15 protein-coding genes are annotated in these 18,315 nt (G+C 72.1%); 8 read left to right on the top strand and 7 right to left on the bottom strand.

From position 1 onward, the window contains the following. Positions 1-67 precede the first annotated feature (67 nt). The 4 genes from HDG69_RS05200 to HDG69_RS05215 form a co-directional block, all read right to left on the bottom strand. Positions 68-1,501, bottom strand: coding sequence for a class II fumarate hydratase (locus HDG69_RS05200; RefSeq protein ID WP_171782653.1), 1,434 nt, complete (start codon positions 1,499-1,501; stop codon positions 68-70). Positions 1,502-1,595: 94 nt separating this feature from the next. Then, positions 1,596-2,234 carry a carbonic anhydrase gene (locus HDG69_RS05205; protein ID WP_171782654.1) on the bottom strand — a complete coding sequence of 213 codons (639 nt, stop codon included), beginning with the start codon at positions 2,232-2,234 and terminating at the stop codon, positions 1,596-1,598. Beyond that, positions 2,231-3,154 (bottom strand): carbohydrate kinase family protein, encoded by a 924-nt coding sequence (locus HDG69_RS05210; protein WP_171782655.1) that lies wholly within the window; start codon positions 3,152-3,154, stop codon positions 2,231-2,233. Before HDG69_RS05210 ends, HDG69_RS05205 begins: the two co-directional genes overlap by 4 nt. Further along, entirely contained in the window at positions 3,154-3,405 is a 252-nt protein-coding gene (locus HDG69_RS05215) for an exodeoxyribonuclease VII small subunit (RefSeq protein WP_171782656.1), read from the bottom strand. The genes HDG69_RS05210 and HDG69_RS05215 overlap by 1 nt, the downstream gene beginning before the upstream one ends. Positions 3,406-3,502: 97 nt before the next feature. Here HDG69_RS05215 and HDG69_RS05220 point away from each other — a divergent pair, with 97 nt between their 5' ends. Continuing rightward, positions 3,503-5,134 (top strand): ABC-F family ATP-binding cassette domain-containing protein, encoded by a 1,632-nt coding sequence (locus tag HDG69_RS05220; protein WP_171782657.1) that lies wholly within the window; start codon positions 3,503-3,505, stop codon positions 5,132-5,134. A gap of 5 nt (positions 5,135-5,139) precedes the next feature. Here the strand turns inward: HDG69_RS05220 and xseA are convergent, their stop codons facing one another. Next, on the bottom strand, positions 5,140-6,399 hold the full coding sequence (gene xseA, locus HDG69_RS05225; RefSeq protein ID WP_171782658.1) for an exodeoxyribonuclease VII large subunit: 1,260 nt from the start codon (positions 6,397-6,399) through the stop codon (positions 5,140-5,142). 92 nt (positions 6,400-6,491) lie between these two features. Here xseA and HDG69_RS05230 point away from each other — a divergent pair, with 92 nt between their 5' ends. Beyond that, entirely contained in the window at positions 6,492-7,532 is a 1,041-nt protein-coding gene (locus HDG69_RS05230; protein WP_171782659.1) for a 4-hydroxy-3-methylbut-2-enyl diphosphate reductase, read from the top strand. A gap of 18 nt (positions 7,533-7,550) precedes the next feature. Here HDG69_RS05230 and HDG69_RS05235 read toward each other — a convergent pair whose 3' ends face one another. After that, a complete protein-coding gene (locus HDG69_RS05235; RefSeq protein WP_171782660.1) occupies positions 7,551-9,323 on the bottom strand; it encodes an SLC13 family permease in 1,773 nt (590 codons plus the stop codon). A 42-nt stretch (positions 9,324-9,365) separates the two neighbouring features. Next, positions 9,366-10,955 carry a DNA recombination protein RmuC gene (locus tag HDG69_RS05240; RefSeq protein ID WP_171782661.1) on the bottom strand — a complete coding sequence of 530 codons (1,590 nt, stop codon included), beginning with the start codon at positions 10,953-10,955 and terminating at the stop codon, positions 9,366-9,368. 103 nt (positions 10,956-11,058) lie between these two features. On the opposite strand from HDG69_RS05240, the gene HDG69_RS05245 reads away from it, so the two are divergent. From HDG69_RS05245 to HDG69_RS05270, 6 genes are all read left to right on the top strand, one after another. Then, positions 11,059-11,874 carry an ABC transporter ATP-binding protein gene (locus HDG69_RS05245; protein WP_343036260.1) on the top strand — a complete coding sequence of 272 codons (816 nt, stop codon included), beginning with the start codon at positions 11,059-11,061 and terminating at the stop codon, positions 11,872-11,874. Continuing rightward, positions 11,844-13,469: a hypothetical protein gene (locus tag HDG69_RS05250; protein WP_171782662.1), complete on the top strand. Its 1,626-nt coding sequence runs from the start codon at positions 11,844-11,846 to the stop codon at positions 13,467-13,469. Before HDG69_RS05245 ends, HDG69_RS05250 begins: the two co-directional genes overlap by 31 nt. Positions 13,470-13,517: 48 nt before the next feature. Further along, positions 13,518-14,567, top strand: coding sequence for a GNAT family N-acetyltransferase (locus HDG69_RS05255; protein WP_343036261.1), 1,050 nt, complete (start codon positions 13,518-13,520; stop codon positions 14,565-14,567). Positions 14,568-14,623: 56 nt separating this feature from the next. Next, positions 14,624-15,709, top strand: coding sequence for a redox-regulated ATPase YchF (gene ychF / locus HDG69_RS05260; RefSeq protein WP_171782663.1), 1,086 nt, complete (start codon positions 14,624-14,626; stop codon positions 15,707-15,709). 169 nt (positions 15,710-15,878) lie between these two features. Beyond that, positions 15,879-16,094: a hypothetical protein gene (locus tag HDG69_RS05265; RefSeq protein ID WP_171782664.1), complete on the top strand. Its 216-nt coding sequence runs from the start codon at positions 15,879-15,881 to the stop codon at positions 16,092-16,094. Between the two features lie 306 nt (positions 16,095-16,400). Further along, the gene (locus tag HDG69_RS05270) at positions 16,401-18,227 is read left to right on the top strand and encodes an ABC transporter substrate-binding protein (RefSeq protein WP_171782665.1); all 1,827 of its coding nucleotides are present in this window, start codon (positions 16,401-16,403) and stop codon (positions 18,225-18,227) included. Positions 18,228-18,315: the final 88 nt, after the last annotated feature.

An 18,315-nucleotide genomic window follows, 5' to 3' on the forward strand; every position in this document is an offset into this window, starting at 1 on the left:
GCGGCCCGTCCTGGTACCAGGACGGGCCGCCATCGCATGTTCGGAAGGCCCGGAGGGGGCGGGGGAGTCAGGCCTGGGGCGGTCGCGTCATCGACAGCACGTCCAGCGCCTCGTCGAGCTGGGCCTCGGTGACCTCGCCCCGCTCGACGAACCCGAGCGCCACCACGGCCTCCCGCACCGTGATGCCCTCGGCCACCGCCTTCTTGGCCACCTTCGCCGCGGCCTCGTACCCGATGACCCGGTTGAGCGGCGTGACGATCGACGGCGAGGACTCGGCGAACGCCCGCGCCCGCTCGACGTTGGCCGTCAGCCCGGAGACGGTCTTGTCCGCCAGGACCCGCGAGGCGTTCGACAGCAGGCGGATCGACTCCAGCACCCCCTGCGCGATGACGGGGATCTGCACGTTCAGCTCGAACGTGCCCGTGGCGCCGGCCCAGGCAACCGTCGCGTCGTTGCCGACCACCCGGGCCGCGACCATCAGCACGGCCTCCGGGATCACCGGGTTCACCTTGCCCGGCATGATCGACGACCCCGGCTGCAGGTCCGGGATCGCGATCTCCCCGAGGCCGGTGTTCGGGCCCGACCCCATCCAGCGCAGGTCGTTGCAGATCTTCGTCACGGAGACCGCGATGGTGCGCAGCGCGCCCGAGAGCTCCACGAGACCGTCCCGCGCGGACTGCGCCTCGAAGTGGTCGCGCGCCTCGGTCAGCGGCAGCCCGGTGTCCTCGCGCAGCAGCTCGATGACGCGCTGGGGGAACCCGGCCGGTGTGTTGATGCCGGTCCCGACCGCCGTACCGCCGAGCGGGACCTCGGCGGCGCGGGGGAGCGCCGACTCCAGGCGCTCGATGCCGTACCGCACCGCTGCCGCGTAGCCGCCGAACTCCTGGCCGAGCGTGACCGGGGTGGCGTCCATCAGGTGCGTGCGTCCCGACTTCACCACACCGGCGAACTCGGTCGCCTTCGCCTCGAGGGCGACCGCCAGGTGCTCCAGGGCGGGCACCAGGTCGCGGACGACGCCGGCCGTCGCGGCCACGTGCACCGAGGTGGGGAAGACGTCGTTCGAGGACTGGGAGGCGTTGACGTGGTCGTTCGGGTGCACGTCGCGGCCCAGCGAGGTGCTCGCGAGGTTCGCCAGGACCTCGTTGGTGTTCATGTTCGACGACGTGCCCGACCCCGTCTGGAAGACGTCGACCGGGAAGTGCTCGTCCAGCTCCCCTGACGCGACCCGGTCCGCTGCGGCGGCGATCGCGTCGGCGACGTCGCGGTCGAGCACGCCCAGCTCGGCGTTGGCCAGTGCCGCAGCCTTCTTCACCTGCGCGAGCGCCTGGATGTGGCCCCGTTCCAGCGGCGTGCCCGAGATCGGGAAGTTCTCCACGGCGCGCTGCGTCTGCGCGCGGTACAGGGCGTGGGCAGGCACGCGGACCTCGCCCATCGTGTCGTGCTCGATGCGGTAGGCGGTCTCGGGCGCGTCGGCGCCGCCGGCGACGGTGTCGGAAGTCATGCGTCTATCGTGCCGCACCCGCCGGGGCGTCGACGTGTGAGAGGTGTCACGCGGTGCGGCCGAGACGTCCCGGCGCACCGCGTGACGCGCTGTCTCAGCGCAGCGGTTCCTCGCCGACGTCGCCGGCGACCTCGACCAGTCGTGCCGACCCCTCGGCGAGGTCGTACTCGACGCCGACGATCGCCAGGCGCCCCTCGGTCACGGCCGCGTCGAGGGCCCGGGAGTACCCGCGCAGGGTCTCGACCGTGTGCTGCACGTGGGCCGTGCGCAGCCGGTCGGCGAACGGCGACCCCTCCTCGTCGTCCGTCGACGTGCCGTCCAGGTCCGCGATCGACGGGATCACCTTGTCCACGATCGAGCGCACGAAGCCCGGGGGCTGCTCGCCCGTGCGCAGCGTGTGGGCCGTGGCGCCGACGGCCCCGCACGAGTCGTGGCCGAGCACCACCACCAGCGGCGCCCCCAGCACCTCGACGCCGTACTCGATCGAGCCGAGCACGGTGGTGTCGACCACGTGCCCGGCGGTCCTCACGACGAAGACGTCACCGAGGCCCTGGTCGAAGATGATCTCGGCAGCCACCCGCGAGTCGGAGCAGCCGAACACGACGGTGTGCGGGTGCTGTGCCGCGGCCAGCTCGGCGCGGCGCAGCGACATCTGCGACCGCTCGGCCGGCTCGTCACGGACGAAGCGGTCGTTGCCGGACCGCATCGTGGCCCAGGCTTCCTTGGGGGTCATGCATCCTCCAGCTCGTGCGACCAGGGCGGGTTGGCTCCTGCCCGGGAGACGGTGACCGCCGCGACGGCTGCGCAGCGTCCCAGCAGCGCTTCGACGGTCGCGGCGTCGATGGTACGCAACGCCTCGCGCCGGTCGGCACCCAGCAGGTCGGAGGACCACAGGCCGTCGAGCAGGGCGCCCATGAACGAGTCGCCCGCCCCGACGGTGTCGACGACGGTGACCGGGCGCGAGGCCTCGTGCACCTCGCCGGAGCGGGTCACCGCTGTCGCGCCGTCGCCACCGAACGTCACCACCACGAGCGCGGCCCCCAGGTCGTGGACCCACGACCGGGCGACGTCGAGCGGGGCCGTGCCGGCGGCGAGCCACTCCAGGTCCTCGTCGCTGACCTTGACCACGTCGGACAGCCGCACGAGGGACTCCACCTGCGCGCGCGCCGCGGTGGGCTCGCCCATGAGGACCGGTCGGGCGTTCGGGTCGTAGGTGATCGTGGACGTCGCCCGCGCCGTCTCGACGAGCGCCCGCACGTCCGAGGCCCCCGGTTCGAGCACGGCGGCGATCGACCCCGTGTGCACGGCGAGGGTCTCGTCCGTCGCCGAGGCCCCCGGGGGCACGCGCCAGGCCAGGTCGAACTCGTAGGTCGCCGATCCCGCGGCGTCCAGGGTGGCCTGCGCGACCGAGGTGCGCTCCGCGCCGTCGCTGCCCGGCGTCGTCGTCACCCCCGACTCCGCCAGCCACCCGCGGACCGCGTCGCCCCGCTCGTCGGGCCCGAGCCACGTGGCCAGCCGGGCCTCCCGGCCGAGCCTGCCCAGCGTGAGCGCGACGTTGGCGAGCGACCCGCCGGGGTGCTCGCTGCGCGAACCGTCGGCCCGGTGGACGACGTCGACGAGGGCCTCGCCCACGGCGAGGACGTGCCGGGCCATCAGTCCTCCTCCACCGTGGGGCTCGCCGCGGCCTGGGCGGCGGCGAGCCGCTCCCGCGCGCCGTCGAGCCATTCCTGGCAGCGGGCGGCGAGCGCCTCGCCCCGCTCCCACAGGCTCAACGAGGCCTCCAGCGGTTCGCCGCCGGCCTCGAGCCGTGCGACGACCTGGACCAGCTCGTCGCGAGCCTGCTCGTACGTCAGGGAGCCGACGTCGGGTGCGTCGGGCGTCGTGGAAAGATCTGCGTCGGTCACGGGACCAGTCAACCGCACCGCACCGACATCGTGCCGCGTCGTCTCGCGTCCGCATATCTCTTTGCCCCTCGGAGCACCCGCGGGGGAGGATCGGGGGATGGGTCATCTCGAGGTCGCGCACGTCGAGTACGTGCTGCCGGACGGGCGCGCGCTGCTCGACGACGTCTCCTTCCGTGTGGGGGAGGGCAGCGCGACGGCGCTCGTCGGCCCCAACGGGGCCGGCAAGACGACGCTGCTGCGGCTCGTCACCGGAGAGCTGCGCCCCGACGCGGGGACGGTCACCGTCAGCGGAGGGCTCGGCATCATGCCGCAGTTCGTGGGTTCCGTCCGCGACGGCACCACCGTGCGCCAGCTCCTCGCGAGCGTCGCGCCGCCGCGGGTCCGGGACGCCGCGCGCGCCGTCGAGGAGGCGGAGCTCGCCGTCATGGGGCTCGACGGCGACGGCGACGAGACCGCGGTGCAGATGCGCTACGCGCAGGCGCTCGCCGACTGGGCCGAGGTGCAGGGCTACGAGTCCGAGACGCTGTGGGACGTGTGCACGACGGCGGCGCTCGGCGTGGAGTTCGAGCGCGCCCAGTGGCGCGAGGTGCGCACCCTGTCCGGCGGCGAGCAGAAGCGGCTGGTGCTCGAGGCGCTGCTGCGCGGTCCGGACGAGGTCCTGCTCCTCGACGAGCCGGACAACTACCTCGACGTGCCCGGCAAGCGGTGGCTCGAGGAGCAGCTGCAGGCCACCCGCAAGACCGTGCTGTTCGTCTCCCACGACCGCGAGCTGCTCGCGAGGTCGGCCGACCGGATCGTCGCGCTCGAACCGGGGCCCGCCGGGGCGGACGCCTGGGTGCACGGTGCCGGGTTCGCGACGTTCCACGAGGCGCGGCGGCAGCGGTTCGCCCGGTTCGAGGAGCTGCGCCGGCGCTGGGAGGAGAAGCACTCCCAGCTCAAGAAGCTGGTGCTGACGCTGCGGCAGCAGGCGGCCAACAGCCCGGACATGGCCTCGCGCTACCGGGCCGCGCAGACCCGGCTGCGCAAGTTCGAGGAGGCCGGCCCGCCCCCGGAGCCGCCCCGCGAGCAGGACATCCGCATGCGCCTGCGCGGAGGCCGGACCGGCACCCGGGCGGTCACCTGCGAGGCCTTGGAGCTGGTCGGGCTCATGGACCCGTTCGACCTGGAGGTGTTCTACGGCGAGCGGGTCGCGGTGCTCGGCTCCAACGGCTCCGGCAAGTCGCACTTCCTGCGGCTGCTGGCCGGCGAGGACGTCGCGCACACCGGCAGCGCGCGGTTGGGTGCGCGGGTGGTGCCCGGGCACTTCGCGCAGACGCACGCCCATCCCGAGCTGGCCGGACGCACGCTGCGGGACATCCTGTGGGAGGACCACGCGCAGGACCGGGGCAAGGCCATGGCGGCGCTGCGCCGGTACGAGCTGACGACGGCGGCCGAGCGGCCCTTCGACCGGCTCTCGGGCGGGCAGCAGGCCAGGTTCCAGATCCTGCTGCTCGAGCTCGGCGGGTGTACCGCGCTGCTGCTCGACGAACCGACGGACAACCTCGACCTGGAGAGCGCCGAGGCCCTGCAGGAGGGGCTCGAGGCGTTCGACGGCACGGTGCTCGCCGTGACGCACGACCGCTGGTTCGCCCGCGGCTTCGACCGGTTCCTGGTGTTCGGGGCCGACGGCGCCGTCCGGGAGACGCCGGAGCCCGTCTGGGACGAGGGTCGGGTCGAGCGGGTGCGCTGAGCGCCCTACCGGGGCGAGGTGCGCGCCACCGTGGCGTCCAGCGTGCCGGCGGCGAGCCGCACGTGCACCTCGTCCCCGGCCGCGACGTCGTCGGACGCACGCACGACCGCGCCGTCGCCGCGCTGCACGACGGCGTAGCCGCGGTCGAGCGTGGAGGCGGGCGACAGCGTGCGCACCTGCGCCGCGAGCCGACCGATCTCGCCGGAGCCCTTGAGCAGCGCGGCGTCGAGGCGGTGCCGGGCGCGGCGCAGGTGCTGGGCGACCTCGTCCTCGCGAGCCTCGACCATGGTCAGCGGGTGGCGCAGCACGGGCCGGGAGCGCACGGCGTCGAGGCCGCGCTGCTCGCGGTCCAGCAGGGCGGTCACGCCCTGGCGCAGCCGCTGCCGGGCCTGGACGACGCGATGACGCTCCTCGCCGACGTCGGGCACGACCCGCTTGGCGGCGTCGGTCGGGGTGGAGGCCCGGTAGTCGGCGACGAGGTCGACCAGCGGGGTGTCCGTCTCGTGACCGATCGCGCTGACCAGGGGGGTGCGGCACGCCGCCGCGGCCCGGACCAGCGTCTCGTTGCTGAAGGGCAGCAGGTCCTCGACCGACCCCCCGCCCCGGGCGACGACGATCACGTCGACGTCGGGCCGGTCGTCGAGCTCGGTGATCGCCTCGCACACCTCGCGAACGGCGTTGACGCCCTGCACGGCGACCTCGCGGATCTCGAAACGGACCTGGGGCCACCGGGCGCGGGCGTTCACCACGACGTCGTGCTCCGCCTTGGACTCCCGGCCGCAGACCAGGCCGACGACGGCGGGCAGGAACGGCAGCGGGCGCTTGCGGTCGGCGTCGAACAGCCCTTCGGCGGCGAGCACGCGGCGCAGTTGCTCGATGCGGGCCAGGAGCTCGCCGACGCCCACCTGACGGATCGTTGAGGCCCGCAGCGACATCCGGCCCGTCTTGACCCAGAACTCCGGCTTGGCCTGCACCACGACGTGCTGGCCGACCTCCGGCCTGGCGTCGAGGCCGTCGAAGGCGCGGGTCAGCATGTGCACCGGCAGCGACGCCTCCACGTCGGTGTCCCGCAGGGTGACGAACTGCATGCCGGACGTGCGGCGGTAGGTGTGCTCGACCACCTGGCCCTCGACCCACACCGGCGACATCCTCGCGACGTAGTCGCGGATCTTCGTCGACAGCAGGCGCACCGGCCACGGGCGCTCGGCGGACGTGTCCGCGGCACGGTCGGGCAGAGGCTGAGGTCCGGGGCTCGCGTCGGTCACGCGTCCCAGGATGCCGCACGCCACCCACGGTGGACGTCACGAGCAGGCCGGGCCGTCACAGCGTCTCCACACGGGCCTCCTAGACTGGGGCCGTGACGACGACAGCCCCCGCCCCCGCCCGCACCTCCACCAAGCGTGTGCTGCTCGCTGCCCCTCGGGGCTACTGCGCCGGGGTGGATCGCGCCGTCGTCGCCGTGGAGAAGGCGCTCGACGCCTACGGTGCGCCGGTGTACGTGCGCAAGGAGATCGTGCACAACAAGCACGTCGTCGACACGCTGCGCGAGCGGGGGGCGATCTTCGTCGAGGAGACCGACGAGGTGCCCGAGGGCGCCCGCCTGGTGTTCTCGGCCCACGGTGTCTCGCCCGCCGTCCGCGAGTCCGCCGCCGCACGCGGCCTGGACACCATCGACGCCACCTGCCCCCTGGTGACCAAGGTGCACAAGGAGGCCGTGCGCTTCGCCAAGGACGACTACGACATCCTGCTCATCGGCCACGACGGTCACGAGGAGGTCGAGGGCACCGCCGGCGAGGCGCCGGACCACGTGCAGGTCGTCAACTCGCCGGACCACGTCGACGACGTCGTCGTGCGCGACCCGCACAAGGTCGTGTGGATCTCGCAGACCACGCTGTCGGTCGACGAGACGATGGAGACGGTGCGCCGGCTGCGGGAGAAGTTCCCCGAGATGCAGGACCCGCCCAGCGACGACATCTGCTACGCCACCCAGAACCGCCAGGTGGCCGTGAAGAAGCTGGCGCCCGAGTGCGACCTCGTCATCGTCGTCGGATCGGCCAACTCCTCGAACTCGGTGCGGCTCGTCGAGGTGGCGCTGCAGGCCGGCGCCCGCACCTCCTACCGCGTCGACCGCGCCACGGAGATCGACGACTCGTGGTTCGACGGCGTCACCACCGTCGGGGTGACCTCGGGCGCGTCGGTGCCGGAGATCCTCGTCGACGACGTCCTGCGACAGCTCGCCGACCGCGGCTACGGGACGGTCGAGGAGGTGCGCACGGCCACGGAGGACCTGATGTTCTCGTTGCCGCGCGAGCTGCGCACCAGCCTCAAGAAGTCGGGGGAAGCCGGCGGCCGACCAGTCCCGCAGCAGCGTCGCGAGCTGCCGATCCAGCCGGTCTGAGCACGGCCCGTCGCCCGGTCAGGCGGTCGGCCAGAACACCGGGACGAGCACCACGGTCGCCACGATCACGAGCGTCGTGAACATCCAGCCCAGCCGTGCGTAGTCGGTGAACCGGTAGCCGCCGGGACCGTAGACCATCATGTTGGTCTGGTAGCCGATCGGTGACAGGAACGACGCCGACGCCGCCACCGCGACGGCGATCGCCGCTCCCCGGGGGTCGACGCCGCCCGCCGCCGCGGCGTTGACCGCGATCGGCAGCATGAGCAGGGCTGCGGCGTTGTTGGTCACCAGCTCGGTGAGGATGATGGTGGCGAGCACGAGACCGAGGACGACGCCATGTGGTCCCAGGGCGCTGGTGAGCTGGACGAGGCCGCCGGCGACCACGTCGGCAAGCCCGGAGCTCTGCATGGCGGCGGCCAGGCCGAAGGCCGAGGCGATCACGAGGATGACGTCGAAGTCGATGGCGCGCCGGGCCTCGGGGAACGAGAGGATCCCGGTCATGATCAGCACCGCTGCCGCGATGAGTGCGCCGTTGAGGATGGGCACCAGCCCGGTCGCCGCCAGCACGACCACCGCGGCCAGGGCGGTGATCGGGATCCAGGCGCGCGGGGAGGCCACCGGTGGCCTGCCGTCGAGGTCCGCGACCAGCAGGAAGTCCGGCCGGTCGCGCCACCGCTCTCGGAAGCCGGGGTCGCTGACGAGGATGAGCGTGTCGCCCAGGCGGATCCGTTCGGTCCCGAGACGGTTGGCGACCAGGTGCCCGGAACGGTGGATCGCCAGGACCGCGGCCTGGTAGGCCGAGCGGAACCCGACCGCCTTGAGCGTCTGGCCGACCAGCGGTGATCGCTGGCCCACCACCGCCTCGAAGTAGCGCACCGAGGGTTCGTCCAGGTCCAGCACGTGCTCGAGCTCGGCGGAGCGCAGACCCGGCATGCCCTGCAGGTCGACGACGCGGCCTGCTGGCCCGACGAAGTGCAGGCGGTTGCCCCCGCGCAGGACGGTCTCCGGCCGCACCGGGGCGATCACGGTGTCCCCCCGGTCGACGGAGGCAAGGAAGAGCCCGTCCAGCCGGCGCAGGCGGGCCTGCTCGACGGACCGGCCGTCCATGGGGCCACCGGGGACCACCTGCATCTCGAACGAGAAGCGCCTGCCGGCCTCCTCGACCTCGGCGCGGGCCGAGCGCCGGTCGGGCAGGACGACCGGCGCCAGGGTCACCAGCAGGACGAGCCCGATCGCAGCGATCGGGAGCCCGACCAGGGAGATCTCGAAGAAGCCCAGCTCCTCGAGCCCGAAGGTCGTCATCTGGCTGGAGACCACCAGGGTGGTCGAGGTGCCGATCACGGTGAGCAGACCGCCCATGATCGCCGCGAAGGAGATCGGCATGAGGAACTTCGACGCGGCGACGTCCCGTCGGTCGGCCCAGGCCGACACCTGCATCGCGAGCATCGCGACGACGGGCGTGTTGTTGAGGAACGCCGACGCGGCCATCGTCGGGGGCAGGGTACGCAGCAGCGGACGTCGGTACGTCCCGTTGTCACCGAGGGTGCGTTGCATCACCGGGGTGAGGGCACCGGTCTTCTCGACGCCGGCTGCGAGGACGTACAGCGCCGCCACCGTGATCGGGGCCGGGTTGGAGAACCCGGAGAACGCCTCCTGGGGCTGCACCACACCCAGGACGAGAACCGCGACGGCACCACCGAGCAGGACCAACGACGGCGCGACCCGTCCTCGCACGAGCAGCGCGAGCACCACGACCACGACGGCCAGCGTCACCCAGGCATCAACGTTCACGGCTCACCTCCCTCGCGGGAGGGTACAGGGGAAGGAGCAGGGTCACCCCGCCGCGCTGTCGGTGTCGTCCGCCGCGTCGTCGGACGCCGCTTCCATGGCACGGCGGTCGGCCTCGACCAGCGCCTCCAGGGTGGGGTCGGCGCTGATCGAGTCGATGGCGATCACACCGCCCCCCTCGGCGGCGAGCAGCTCGGGCTTGGTGACCGGCCGGGTGGTCTCCTCGACGACCTTCAGCGGTTCGATGGTGTTGGTCGCGTCGACGACCTTCAGCTCGACCATGCGCCGGGCCTGCGGGAGCACCCGTGTCTCCAACGACCCGACGAACTCGTTGTACCGCCGCGTCGCGGTGGTCATCGACTGCCCGAGCCGGGAGATCTTGTCCGTCATCGTGATGATGCGGCTGTAGAGCTCCTTGCCCACCTGCAGGACCTTCTGCGCGTCCTCGGCGATGGCCTCCTGCTGCCAGGCATAGCCCACGGTGCGCAGCATCGCGATGAGCGTCATCGGGGTCGCGACCAGCACGTTCTTGCGTGCCGCTGTCTCGAGCAGGTCGGCCCGACGCTCGACCGCCGCCGCGAGGATCGGTTCGGCCGGGACGAACAGCACGACGAACTCCGGAGCGGCGTCGAACTGCGACCAGTAGGCCTTGTTCGCCAGGACGTCGACGTGCTTGAGCACGTCCTTCGCATGGGCGTCGAGCTGCTTGTCCACCTCCTCGCGCCCGGTGGCGGACTGGGCCTTGAGGTAGGCGCTGAGCGGCACCTTGGAGTCGACGACGATCTTCTTGCCGCCCGCCAGGTTCACCACCAGGTCCGGGACGAGCGACTCGCCCTCGGCGCTGGTGACGTGCACCTGCACGTCGAAGTCCACGTGGTCCAGCATCCCGGCCGCCTCGACGACGCGCTTGAGCTGGAGCTCGCCCCACACGCCGCGCGTCTGGTTCGAGCGGAGCGCCGCGACCAGGTCCGTGGTCCCGGTGCGCAGCTCGGTGTTGACCGCCTCGAGGTTGCGCAGCTGCTCGCTCAGCGTGCTGTGCCCCTGGCTCCGCGCCCGCTCGGCCTCGTCGACGCGCTGGTTCACCTTGTCGAGGGTCTTGCTCATCGGGTCGAGCAGGGCCCGGAAGGCCTGTTCGCGCTGGGCGAGGGTCTCGTCGTTCTTGACGGTGCTCGCCGAGAGCTTCTGCTCCGCCAGGTCGAGGAACTGCTTGCTGCTCGACTGCAACGCCTCTCCGGCCAGCGCCCGGAACCGCTGCGCCATCTCCTCCTGGTCGCCCTTGGCCTCGGTGATCTGTCGCTCGAGGTCCTCGCGCACCTGGGCCAGGAACCGGTCGGCCTGCTCCCGGGTCTCGGCGACCCGCCGGTCCGCCTCGCGACGGCCGCGTTCGAGCTCGGCGTCGAGCTGGGCACGCTCCGCCTCGAGCCGGTGCCGAGACTCGGCCGCGGCGGACTCCAGGCGGTCGCGCAGCTCGGCGACGTCGCGGCGTGCGGCGTCGAGGTCGCCACGTGCCCGCACCAGCTCGAACTCCTCGGAGCGCCGGGCGCCCGCAGCGCGGTTCGCGTGCCAGAGCCAGCCGACGAGGACCCCCACGACGAGGGTCCCGAGCGCGATGAGCAGAGCGGTCGTCGTGTCCATGTCCGCCAGGCTGCCACGAGGGTCCGACAACGCGCGCCCGACGCTCCGTCGTCCGTCACGATCGGCCGTGACCTGCAGCGGGATCACCCTCTACGGTGGGCGGGTGAGTACCCCGACGTTCCCGAGCACTCCTGACCTGCCGCCCCCGGACCCCGCAGCGGCGCTGTCCGTGCGCGGCCTGTGGAAGAGGTTCGGCGACAAGATCGCCGTCGCCGGGATCGACCTGGACGTCCCGGCCGGGTCGTTCTTCGGGCTCGTCGGCCCCAACGGGGCCGGCAAGACGACCAGCCTGTCCATGGCCACCGGCCTGCTGCGACCGGACTTCGGCACGGCCGCGGTCCACGGCACGGACCTGTGGGCGCGGCCCGACGAGGCGAAGGCGATGCTCGGTATCCTTCCCGACGGGCTGCGGCTCTTCGACCGGCTCACGGGCGCCCAGCTCCTCACCTACGCCGGGCTGCTGCACGGCCTGGACCGCGCCACGGTGGCCGACCGGACCGAGGACCTGCTGCGGGCGATGGACCTGGTCGCCGACCGCGACAACCTCGTCGTCGACTACTCGGCCGGGATGACCAAGAAGATCGCGCTCGCCGGCGCGATGATCCACGCGCCGCGCGTGCTGGTCCTCGACGAGCCCTTCGAGGCCGTCGATCCCGTCAGTGCCGCGAACATCCGCGACATCCTGCGCCGCTACGTCGACGACGGCGGCACGGTCGTCGTGTCCAGCCACGTGATGGACCTGGTGCAGCGGATGTGCTCGCACGTCGCGATCATCGCCGGCGGGCACGTGCTGGACGTCGGGACCGTCGACGCGGTCCGCGGTGAGCAGTCCCTGGAGGACCGGTTCGTCGACCTCGTCGGTGGGCGCAAGGGATCGGAGGGGCTGGAATGGTTGCGCACTTCGTCCGGCTCAAGCTGACCCTGCTCGCCAACACGCTGCGCCGCAGCGTGTGGCAGACGATCGGGCTCGCGGTCGCCCTGCTGTACGGCCTGACCGTGATCACGTTCCTGGTCGGCGCGGCGGTCGTCGGCGGCCGGGCCGATCCCGCGCTGACCGGACAGGTGCTCACGGTGGTGGGCGCCGCCGTCGTCCTCGGGTGGTGGGTGGTGCCGTTGTTCGCGTTCGGGGTCGACTCGACCCTGGACCCGTTGCGGTTCGCGACGTACGCGATCCCGCGTCGGCGGCTGCTCGCCGGGCTGGCCGCGGCGGGGGCGGTGTCCGTGCCGGCCGTCGTGACGCTGCTGGCGGGTCTCGGTGCGGCCTTCGCCTGGGCGAGCGACCCCGTGGCGCTGCTCGCCGCCCTCCTGGGGGCGGTCGCGGCGTTCGCCCTGTGCGTCGTGGGTTCCCGGGCGACGACGACGCTGCTCGCCCCGCTGCTCGACTCGCGCCGGTACCGCGAGATCCTCATGGTGGTGGCGATCGTCCCGTTGCTCGCCGTCGGACCGTTCTTCGCCTGGTTGGGGTCGAGCGCCGACAGACAGGTGGACGGCTCCGGGGTGACGGTCACGACGACCGGTCCCGGCGAGGAGCTGCTCTCCGGGATCACCACGCTGGCCGGCATCGCCTCGTGGACGCCGTTCGGTGCGCCGTGGGCGCTCGCCGGTGCTGTGCACGACGGCGCGTGGCCGGCCGCCCTCGCCCGGCTCGCCGTCGTCGTCGTCACCCTGGCGGCCGCGGTGGTCGTGTGGGACCGTTCGCTCGCGCGCACGCTCGTGACGCCGCGGGGTGACGGCGCGGCCACGGCCTCCCGGCGGGGCCTGGGCTGGTTCGCCCGCGTGCCCGCCACGCCGACGGGTGCCGTGGCCGCACGCTGCGCCACGTACTGGGTCCGCGACCCCCGGTACGCCGCGAGCCTCGCGCTGGTGCCACTGCTGCCGGTCGTGCTGGTCGCCGTCGCGCTGAGCAGCGGGGCGGGCACGGAGCTGTTCCTGGTGGTGGCGCCGACCGCTGCGTTCATCCTGGGGATCGGGCTGTCGAACGACGTCGGTTACGACAACACCGCCTTCGCCCTGCACGTCGCGGCCGGCGTCCCGGGCCGCGCAGACCGCTGGGGTCGGGTGATCCCGGTCGCGGTCGTGGGTGTCCCCCTCGTGGTGGCGTTCGCCGTCGCGGCGGTGCTGGTCTCAGGGCGCTGGGACGCCTTGCCGGCCGTGCTGGGCACGAGCCTGGGTGTGCTGGGTGTCGGTGTGGGTGTGTCGAGCGTGGCGTCGGCACGCCTGGTCTACCCCGTGCCGAAGCCGGGGGAGAGCGCGTTCAAGACACCGCAGGGCGCGACCGTGGCCACGATGGTGGCGCAGGCGGTGGCGTTCGCGATCGTGGCGGTCCTCACGGCTCCGACCGTCGTCCTGGCGCTGCTGGGCCTGTTCGGCGTCGGGTCGGGCTACGGGTGGGCCGCGCTCGCCGTGGGGCTGGTCAGCGCCGTCGTGGCCCTCGTGGTGGGTGTGCGGTGGGGCGCCCGGGTGTACGAACGACGCCAGCCGGAGCTGTTGGCACAGGTCACGGCGTTCTCCTGACGCACCCCGCACCCGGGCGTGTCGCGGGGACCTGCGAGACTGGTCGGCGTGAATCCACCGAACGACCGCACGTCCGTGACACCTCCCGACGGGTGGACGGCGGTGGTTCCCGGCCTGGCGGACGTACCGCGGCTCGGTGAGCTGAGGGGACGTCACGCTGCTCCGTTCACCGGATCGGCCGCCTACGACACCGCGGCGATCGAGTCGGAGGTGGCCGGGGCGGCGTCGTGGACCCGGCGGCAGATCGTCCTGAAGGACACCGACGGCGTGATCCGTGCCTGGGCGCACGCCCACGACCGGGCCGCGGGGCGCACCGTCATCGGCGTCGACGTCGACCGGACGACCGAGGCGCGGACGCAGGGAGCGCTGGCCCGCTGGTGCTTCGCGTGGCTGGCCGACGTCGGCCGCGAGCTGGCCGTCCAGCGCGACGTGGCGGTCACGCAGCTCGACGCCGGTGCCTACGCGGGGGACGACGCGCAGAAGGGCTGGCTCGCGGACGCCGGCTTCGCCCACGTCCGCACCTGGTGGCAGATGTCCCGGCCGGTCGCTCCGGGGGAGGCAGAGCCGGGCGCCCTGCCGGGACCCAAGGCCGGGGTCACCGTGCGCCAGGTCGCCCGTCATGACAACGGGATGCCGGTCGCCGAGGATCTCAACACCGTGCACCGGGTGCTCGAGGAGGCGTTCGCCGACCACTTCAACTCCTACTCCGAGAGCTTCGCCGAGTTCGCCCAGCGGCTGCGCGAGGACCCTGGGCACCGCTGGGACCACTGGTGGCTGGCCTTCATGGACGACCCGCAGGAGCCCGCCGCCGAGCCCGTGGTGGCAGGTGCGCTCGTCGGGTCGCAGACCGCGCCGGACGAGGCCGGCGTCCGCGGCAGCTATGTCGACTACCTCGGTGCGGTGCAGCAGGCCCGGGGGCGCGGGGTGGCGACCGCTCTGCTGCACGCCGTGGTCGCCGACGCCGCGGCCCGAGGGCGCAACCGCGTCGGGCTCGAGGTCGACGCGGACAGCCCGACGGGCGCCGAGGCCCTCTACGTCCACCTGGGCTGGCGCACGAAGTACACCACCGAGTCCTGGCACCGCGACCTGACGATCTGAGCGCCGGGCCGCGGCCCGGGGGCCGGCGGTCGGACCGGTGCGTAGACTGGGCCGACGTGGCACTCACTATCGGCATCGTCGGCCTGCCCAACGTCGGCAAGTCCACCCTGTTCAACGCCCTGACCCGCAACACCGTGCTCGCGGCGAACTACCCGTTCGCGACGATCGAGCCGAACGTGGGAGTGGTGCCCCTGCCGGACGAGAGGCTCGGCAGGCTCGCCGAGATCTTCGGCTCCGAGCGCATCCTGCCCGCCACGGTGTCGTTCGTCGACATCGCCGGCATCGTCAAGGGCGCGTCCGAGGGTGAGGGGCTGGGCAACAAGTTTCTCGCCAACATCCGCGAGGCGGACGCGATCTGCCAGGTCACCCGCGCGTTCGACGACGGCGACGTCGTCCGCGTCGAGGGCTCGCAGGACGCCGCCGGCGACATCGAGACGATCTCCACCGAGCTGATCCTGGCCGACCTCCAGACCCTCGAGAAGGCGCTGCCGAGGATGGAGAAGGAGGTCAAGATCAAGAAGGGCGACCCGGTCCTCCTCACCGCGGCGAAGCGGGCGCAGGAGATCCTGGAGGAGGGCACGACCCTGTTCCAGGGCGCGAAGGCCGCCGGCCTCGACCTGGCCGAGATCGCCTCGCTGCAGCTCATGACGGCCAAGCCGTTCATCTACGTCTTCAACACCGACGACGCCGGCCTCGCCGACGCCGGGATGCAGGAGCGGATGCGCGAGCTCGTCGCGCCGGCCCACGCGATCTTCCTGGACGCGAAGTTCGAGTCCGAGCTCGTCGAGCTGGAGCCGGACGAGGCGGCCGAGATGCTGGCCGAGTCGGGGCAGGCGGAGGCCGGCCTCGACCAGCTCGCCCACGTGGGCTTCGACACCCTGGGTCTGCAGACGTACCTCACCGCGGGGCCCAAGGAGGCCCGGGCCTGGACGATCCGCAAGGGCTGGACCGCCCCGCAGGCGGCCGGTGTCATCCACACGGACTTCGAGCGCGGCTTCATCAAGGCCGAGATCGTCTCGTTCGACGACCTCGTCGAGCACGGTTCCGTCCAGGCGGCGAAGGCGGCGGGCAAGGCGCGCATCGAGGGCAAGGACTACGTGATGGCCGACGGCGACGTGGTGGAGTTCCGTTTCAACGTGTAGCCCGTCCTCGATCGCGCAGCTCGTCGCGCGGTACAGGGTCGACGTCGGAGCCGGACGGGGCCGGGGTGGACGGGAAAATCCGTTGCGGCGCGGCCGTGCCCCCTGGCACCGTCGCCGGCATGACCTCTCCTGCGCGTGCACGCCCCTCGGGTGGCGGGTCGGTGGCGCCGTGAGCCTGGAGCAGGACCCCTTCGAGCACCGCGTGACCAAGGACGGTCGGGTGCTCGTGAACCGGGGCGGGGTGCAGGTGGCCGTCGTCGCCGGTGCGCGGGCGGACCGGCTCGTGTCCCTCCTCGGCCAGGACCACGACCGGGACCAGGAGCTCCTCGCGAGGGCGACGGGCAACTACCGCCGTGGCAACGAACGCACCCGGCGCCGTCCCTGAGCCCGCCCCGGCTTTTCGTGAGACATTTCCTGTTCCATAACCTCGTTATATAGAGGTCGTGTGATGGAACTGAAACCTGTGTTTCGCCCGTGTTCCGATGCAACCGGCCAAATCGTCCACCATGCTTCTCCGCAGTCTCAGATCGGTAACAATCGCCCTGCATTTCAACCGGCGGGTGAATTGCGGCACCCACGGCTGGGTACGGTGTGGCGAACACCACGGACCTCCCGAGGGTGAGACCGGACACAGCCAGCTGGCGTGACGGGCGAGCACGTCGGGGGGTCCTTCCCCTTGAGGAGGATCCCAGTGAAGATGAGGCGAGCAAGCGCAGCCGTCGCGGTCGTCGCGACCGGCGCCCTGCTGTTCTCGGCGTGCTCGAGCCCTGCGGCCGACAACGAGGAGCCGGAGACCGAGGAGACCACCACCGAGTCGGCGTCCGTCGACCCGGGTGAGCCGTGCAAGCCGGATCTCGGCATCACGGAGACCGCTGACGGCGAGATCAAGTACTCCGTCGGCGAGGACGAGTTCCTCGGCTACAACACGCTGACACCCGAGACGTACTCCACGTACAACAGCGCCGTGACCGAGCGGATGCACACCGGGTTCTGGTACTTCGGCGTCGACGGCACCATCTGCCGCGACGAGACCTTCGGGACCTACGAGGCCATCTCCGAGGACCCGCTGCAGGTGCAGTACACGATCGCCGACGACGCCGTCTGGTCGGACGGCACGCCGATCACCTACGCCGACTTCCTGCTCGAGTGGGCGACGAAGGCCATCACCGCCGACGGCACCGTGACCGAGGACGGCTCCGAGGACCCGCTGTTCAACAGCGTCTCCGGCCTCACGCTGGGTGACTACACGCCCGACGGCCCGCAGGCGGACTCCGCGGACGCCAAGTCGTTCCAGTACGACTACGAGACGGTCTACGCCGACTGGGAGATCGTCATCGAGGCGCCCCTCCCGGCGCACGTGGTCGCCGAGCAGGCCGGGGTCTCCACCGAGGAGCTCGTGACCGCCATCCAGGAGCTCGACATGGAGGTCCTGGAGCCCGCCGCCGAGTTCTGGTCCACGGGATGGCTGTCGAGCCCCGGCGAGCTGCCGGACCCGGCGCTGGTGCCCTCCTCCGGTCCGTACACCTTCAAGGAGGACGGCTGGGTCGCCGGTCAGTCGATCACCCTGACGGCCAACGAGAGCTACTGGGGCGCGCCCGCGGCGACGCGGGAGCTGACCTTCCGGTTCGCCGCGGCGGACACCCACGTCCAGGCGCTGCAGAACGGTGACCTCAACGTCATCGAGCCGCAGGCCACGGTCGACACCGTGACGCAGCTGGAGCAGCTCGGCGAGGCGGTGACCGTCACGACCGGTCAGACGCTCACGTGGGAGCACCTCGACTTCAACTTCAACAACGGCGTGTTCTCCGACAGCCTCGAGGCGCGTGAGGCGTTCGCCTACTGCGTGCCGCGCCAGAAGATCGTCGACGACCTGATCAAGCCGATCGACGATTCGGCCGTGGTGATGAACGCTCGTGAGGTCTTCCCGTTCCAGACGGAGAAGTACGACGAGGTCGTCGCCGAGTCCTACGACGGCCGCTACGACGAGGTGGACCTCGACCTGGCCGCGGAGAAGTTCGCCGCCGCCGGTCTCGAGGAGGGTACCGAGGTCCGCATCGGCTACTCGGCCCCGAACCCGCGTCGCGCGGACCAGGTCAGCTCCATCAAGGCCTCGTGCGACCAGGTGGGCTTCGAGGTCGTCGACGCCGGTTCGCCGGACTTCTTCGACCAGGACCTGCCGAACGGTGACTACGAGGTGGCGATGTTCGCCTGGGCCGGCTCGGGCCAGAAGGCCTCGGGTCAGAACATCTACGCGACGAACCAGCCGCAGAACTACGGCGGCTACTCCGACGAGGTCGTCGACGAGGCGTGGAACACGCTCGCCTCGACCGCTGACGAGACGGTGCACCTCGAGCAGACCAAGGTGATCGAGAAGCAGCTGTGGGACACCCTGTTCGGCATCCCGCTGTACGCTCACCCGGGCGTCGGGGCGTTCAGCTCCGACCTCGAGAACGTGCGGGACACCGCTGCCCAGTCGGGCATCGTGTGGAGCTCCGAGCAGTGGTCTCGCGCCTCCTGACGAGCTGACGCACCGGCCGTGGGGCAGGGAGCATGTCTCCCTGCCCCACGGTCTTGTGGCCGGACGACGACGTCCGGCGGTGGCACCT

The sequence above is a fragment of the Isoptericola halotolerans genome (assembly GCF_013149785.1).
In the GTDB taxonomy this organism is placed as follows: domain Bacteria; phylum Actinomycetota; class Actinomycetes; order Actinomycetales; family Cellulomonadaceae; genus Isoptericola; species Isoptericola halotolerans.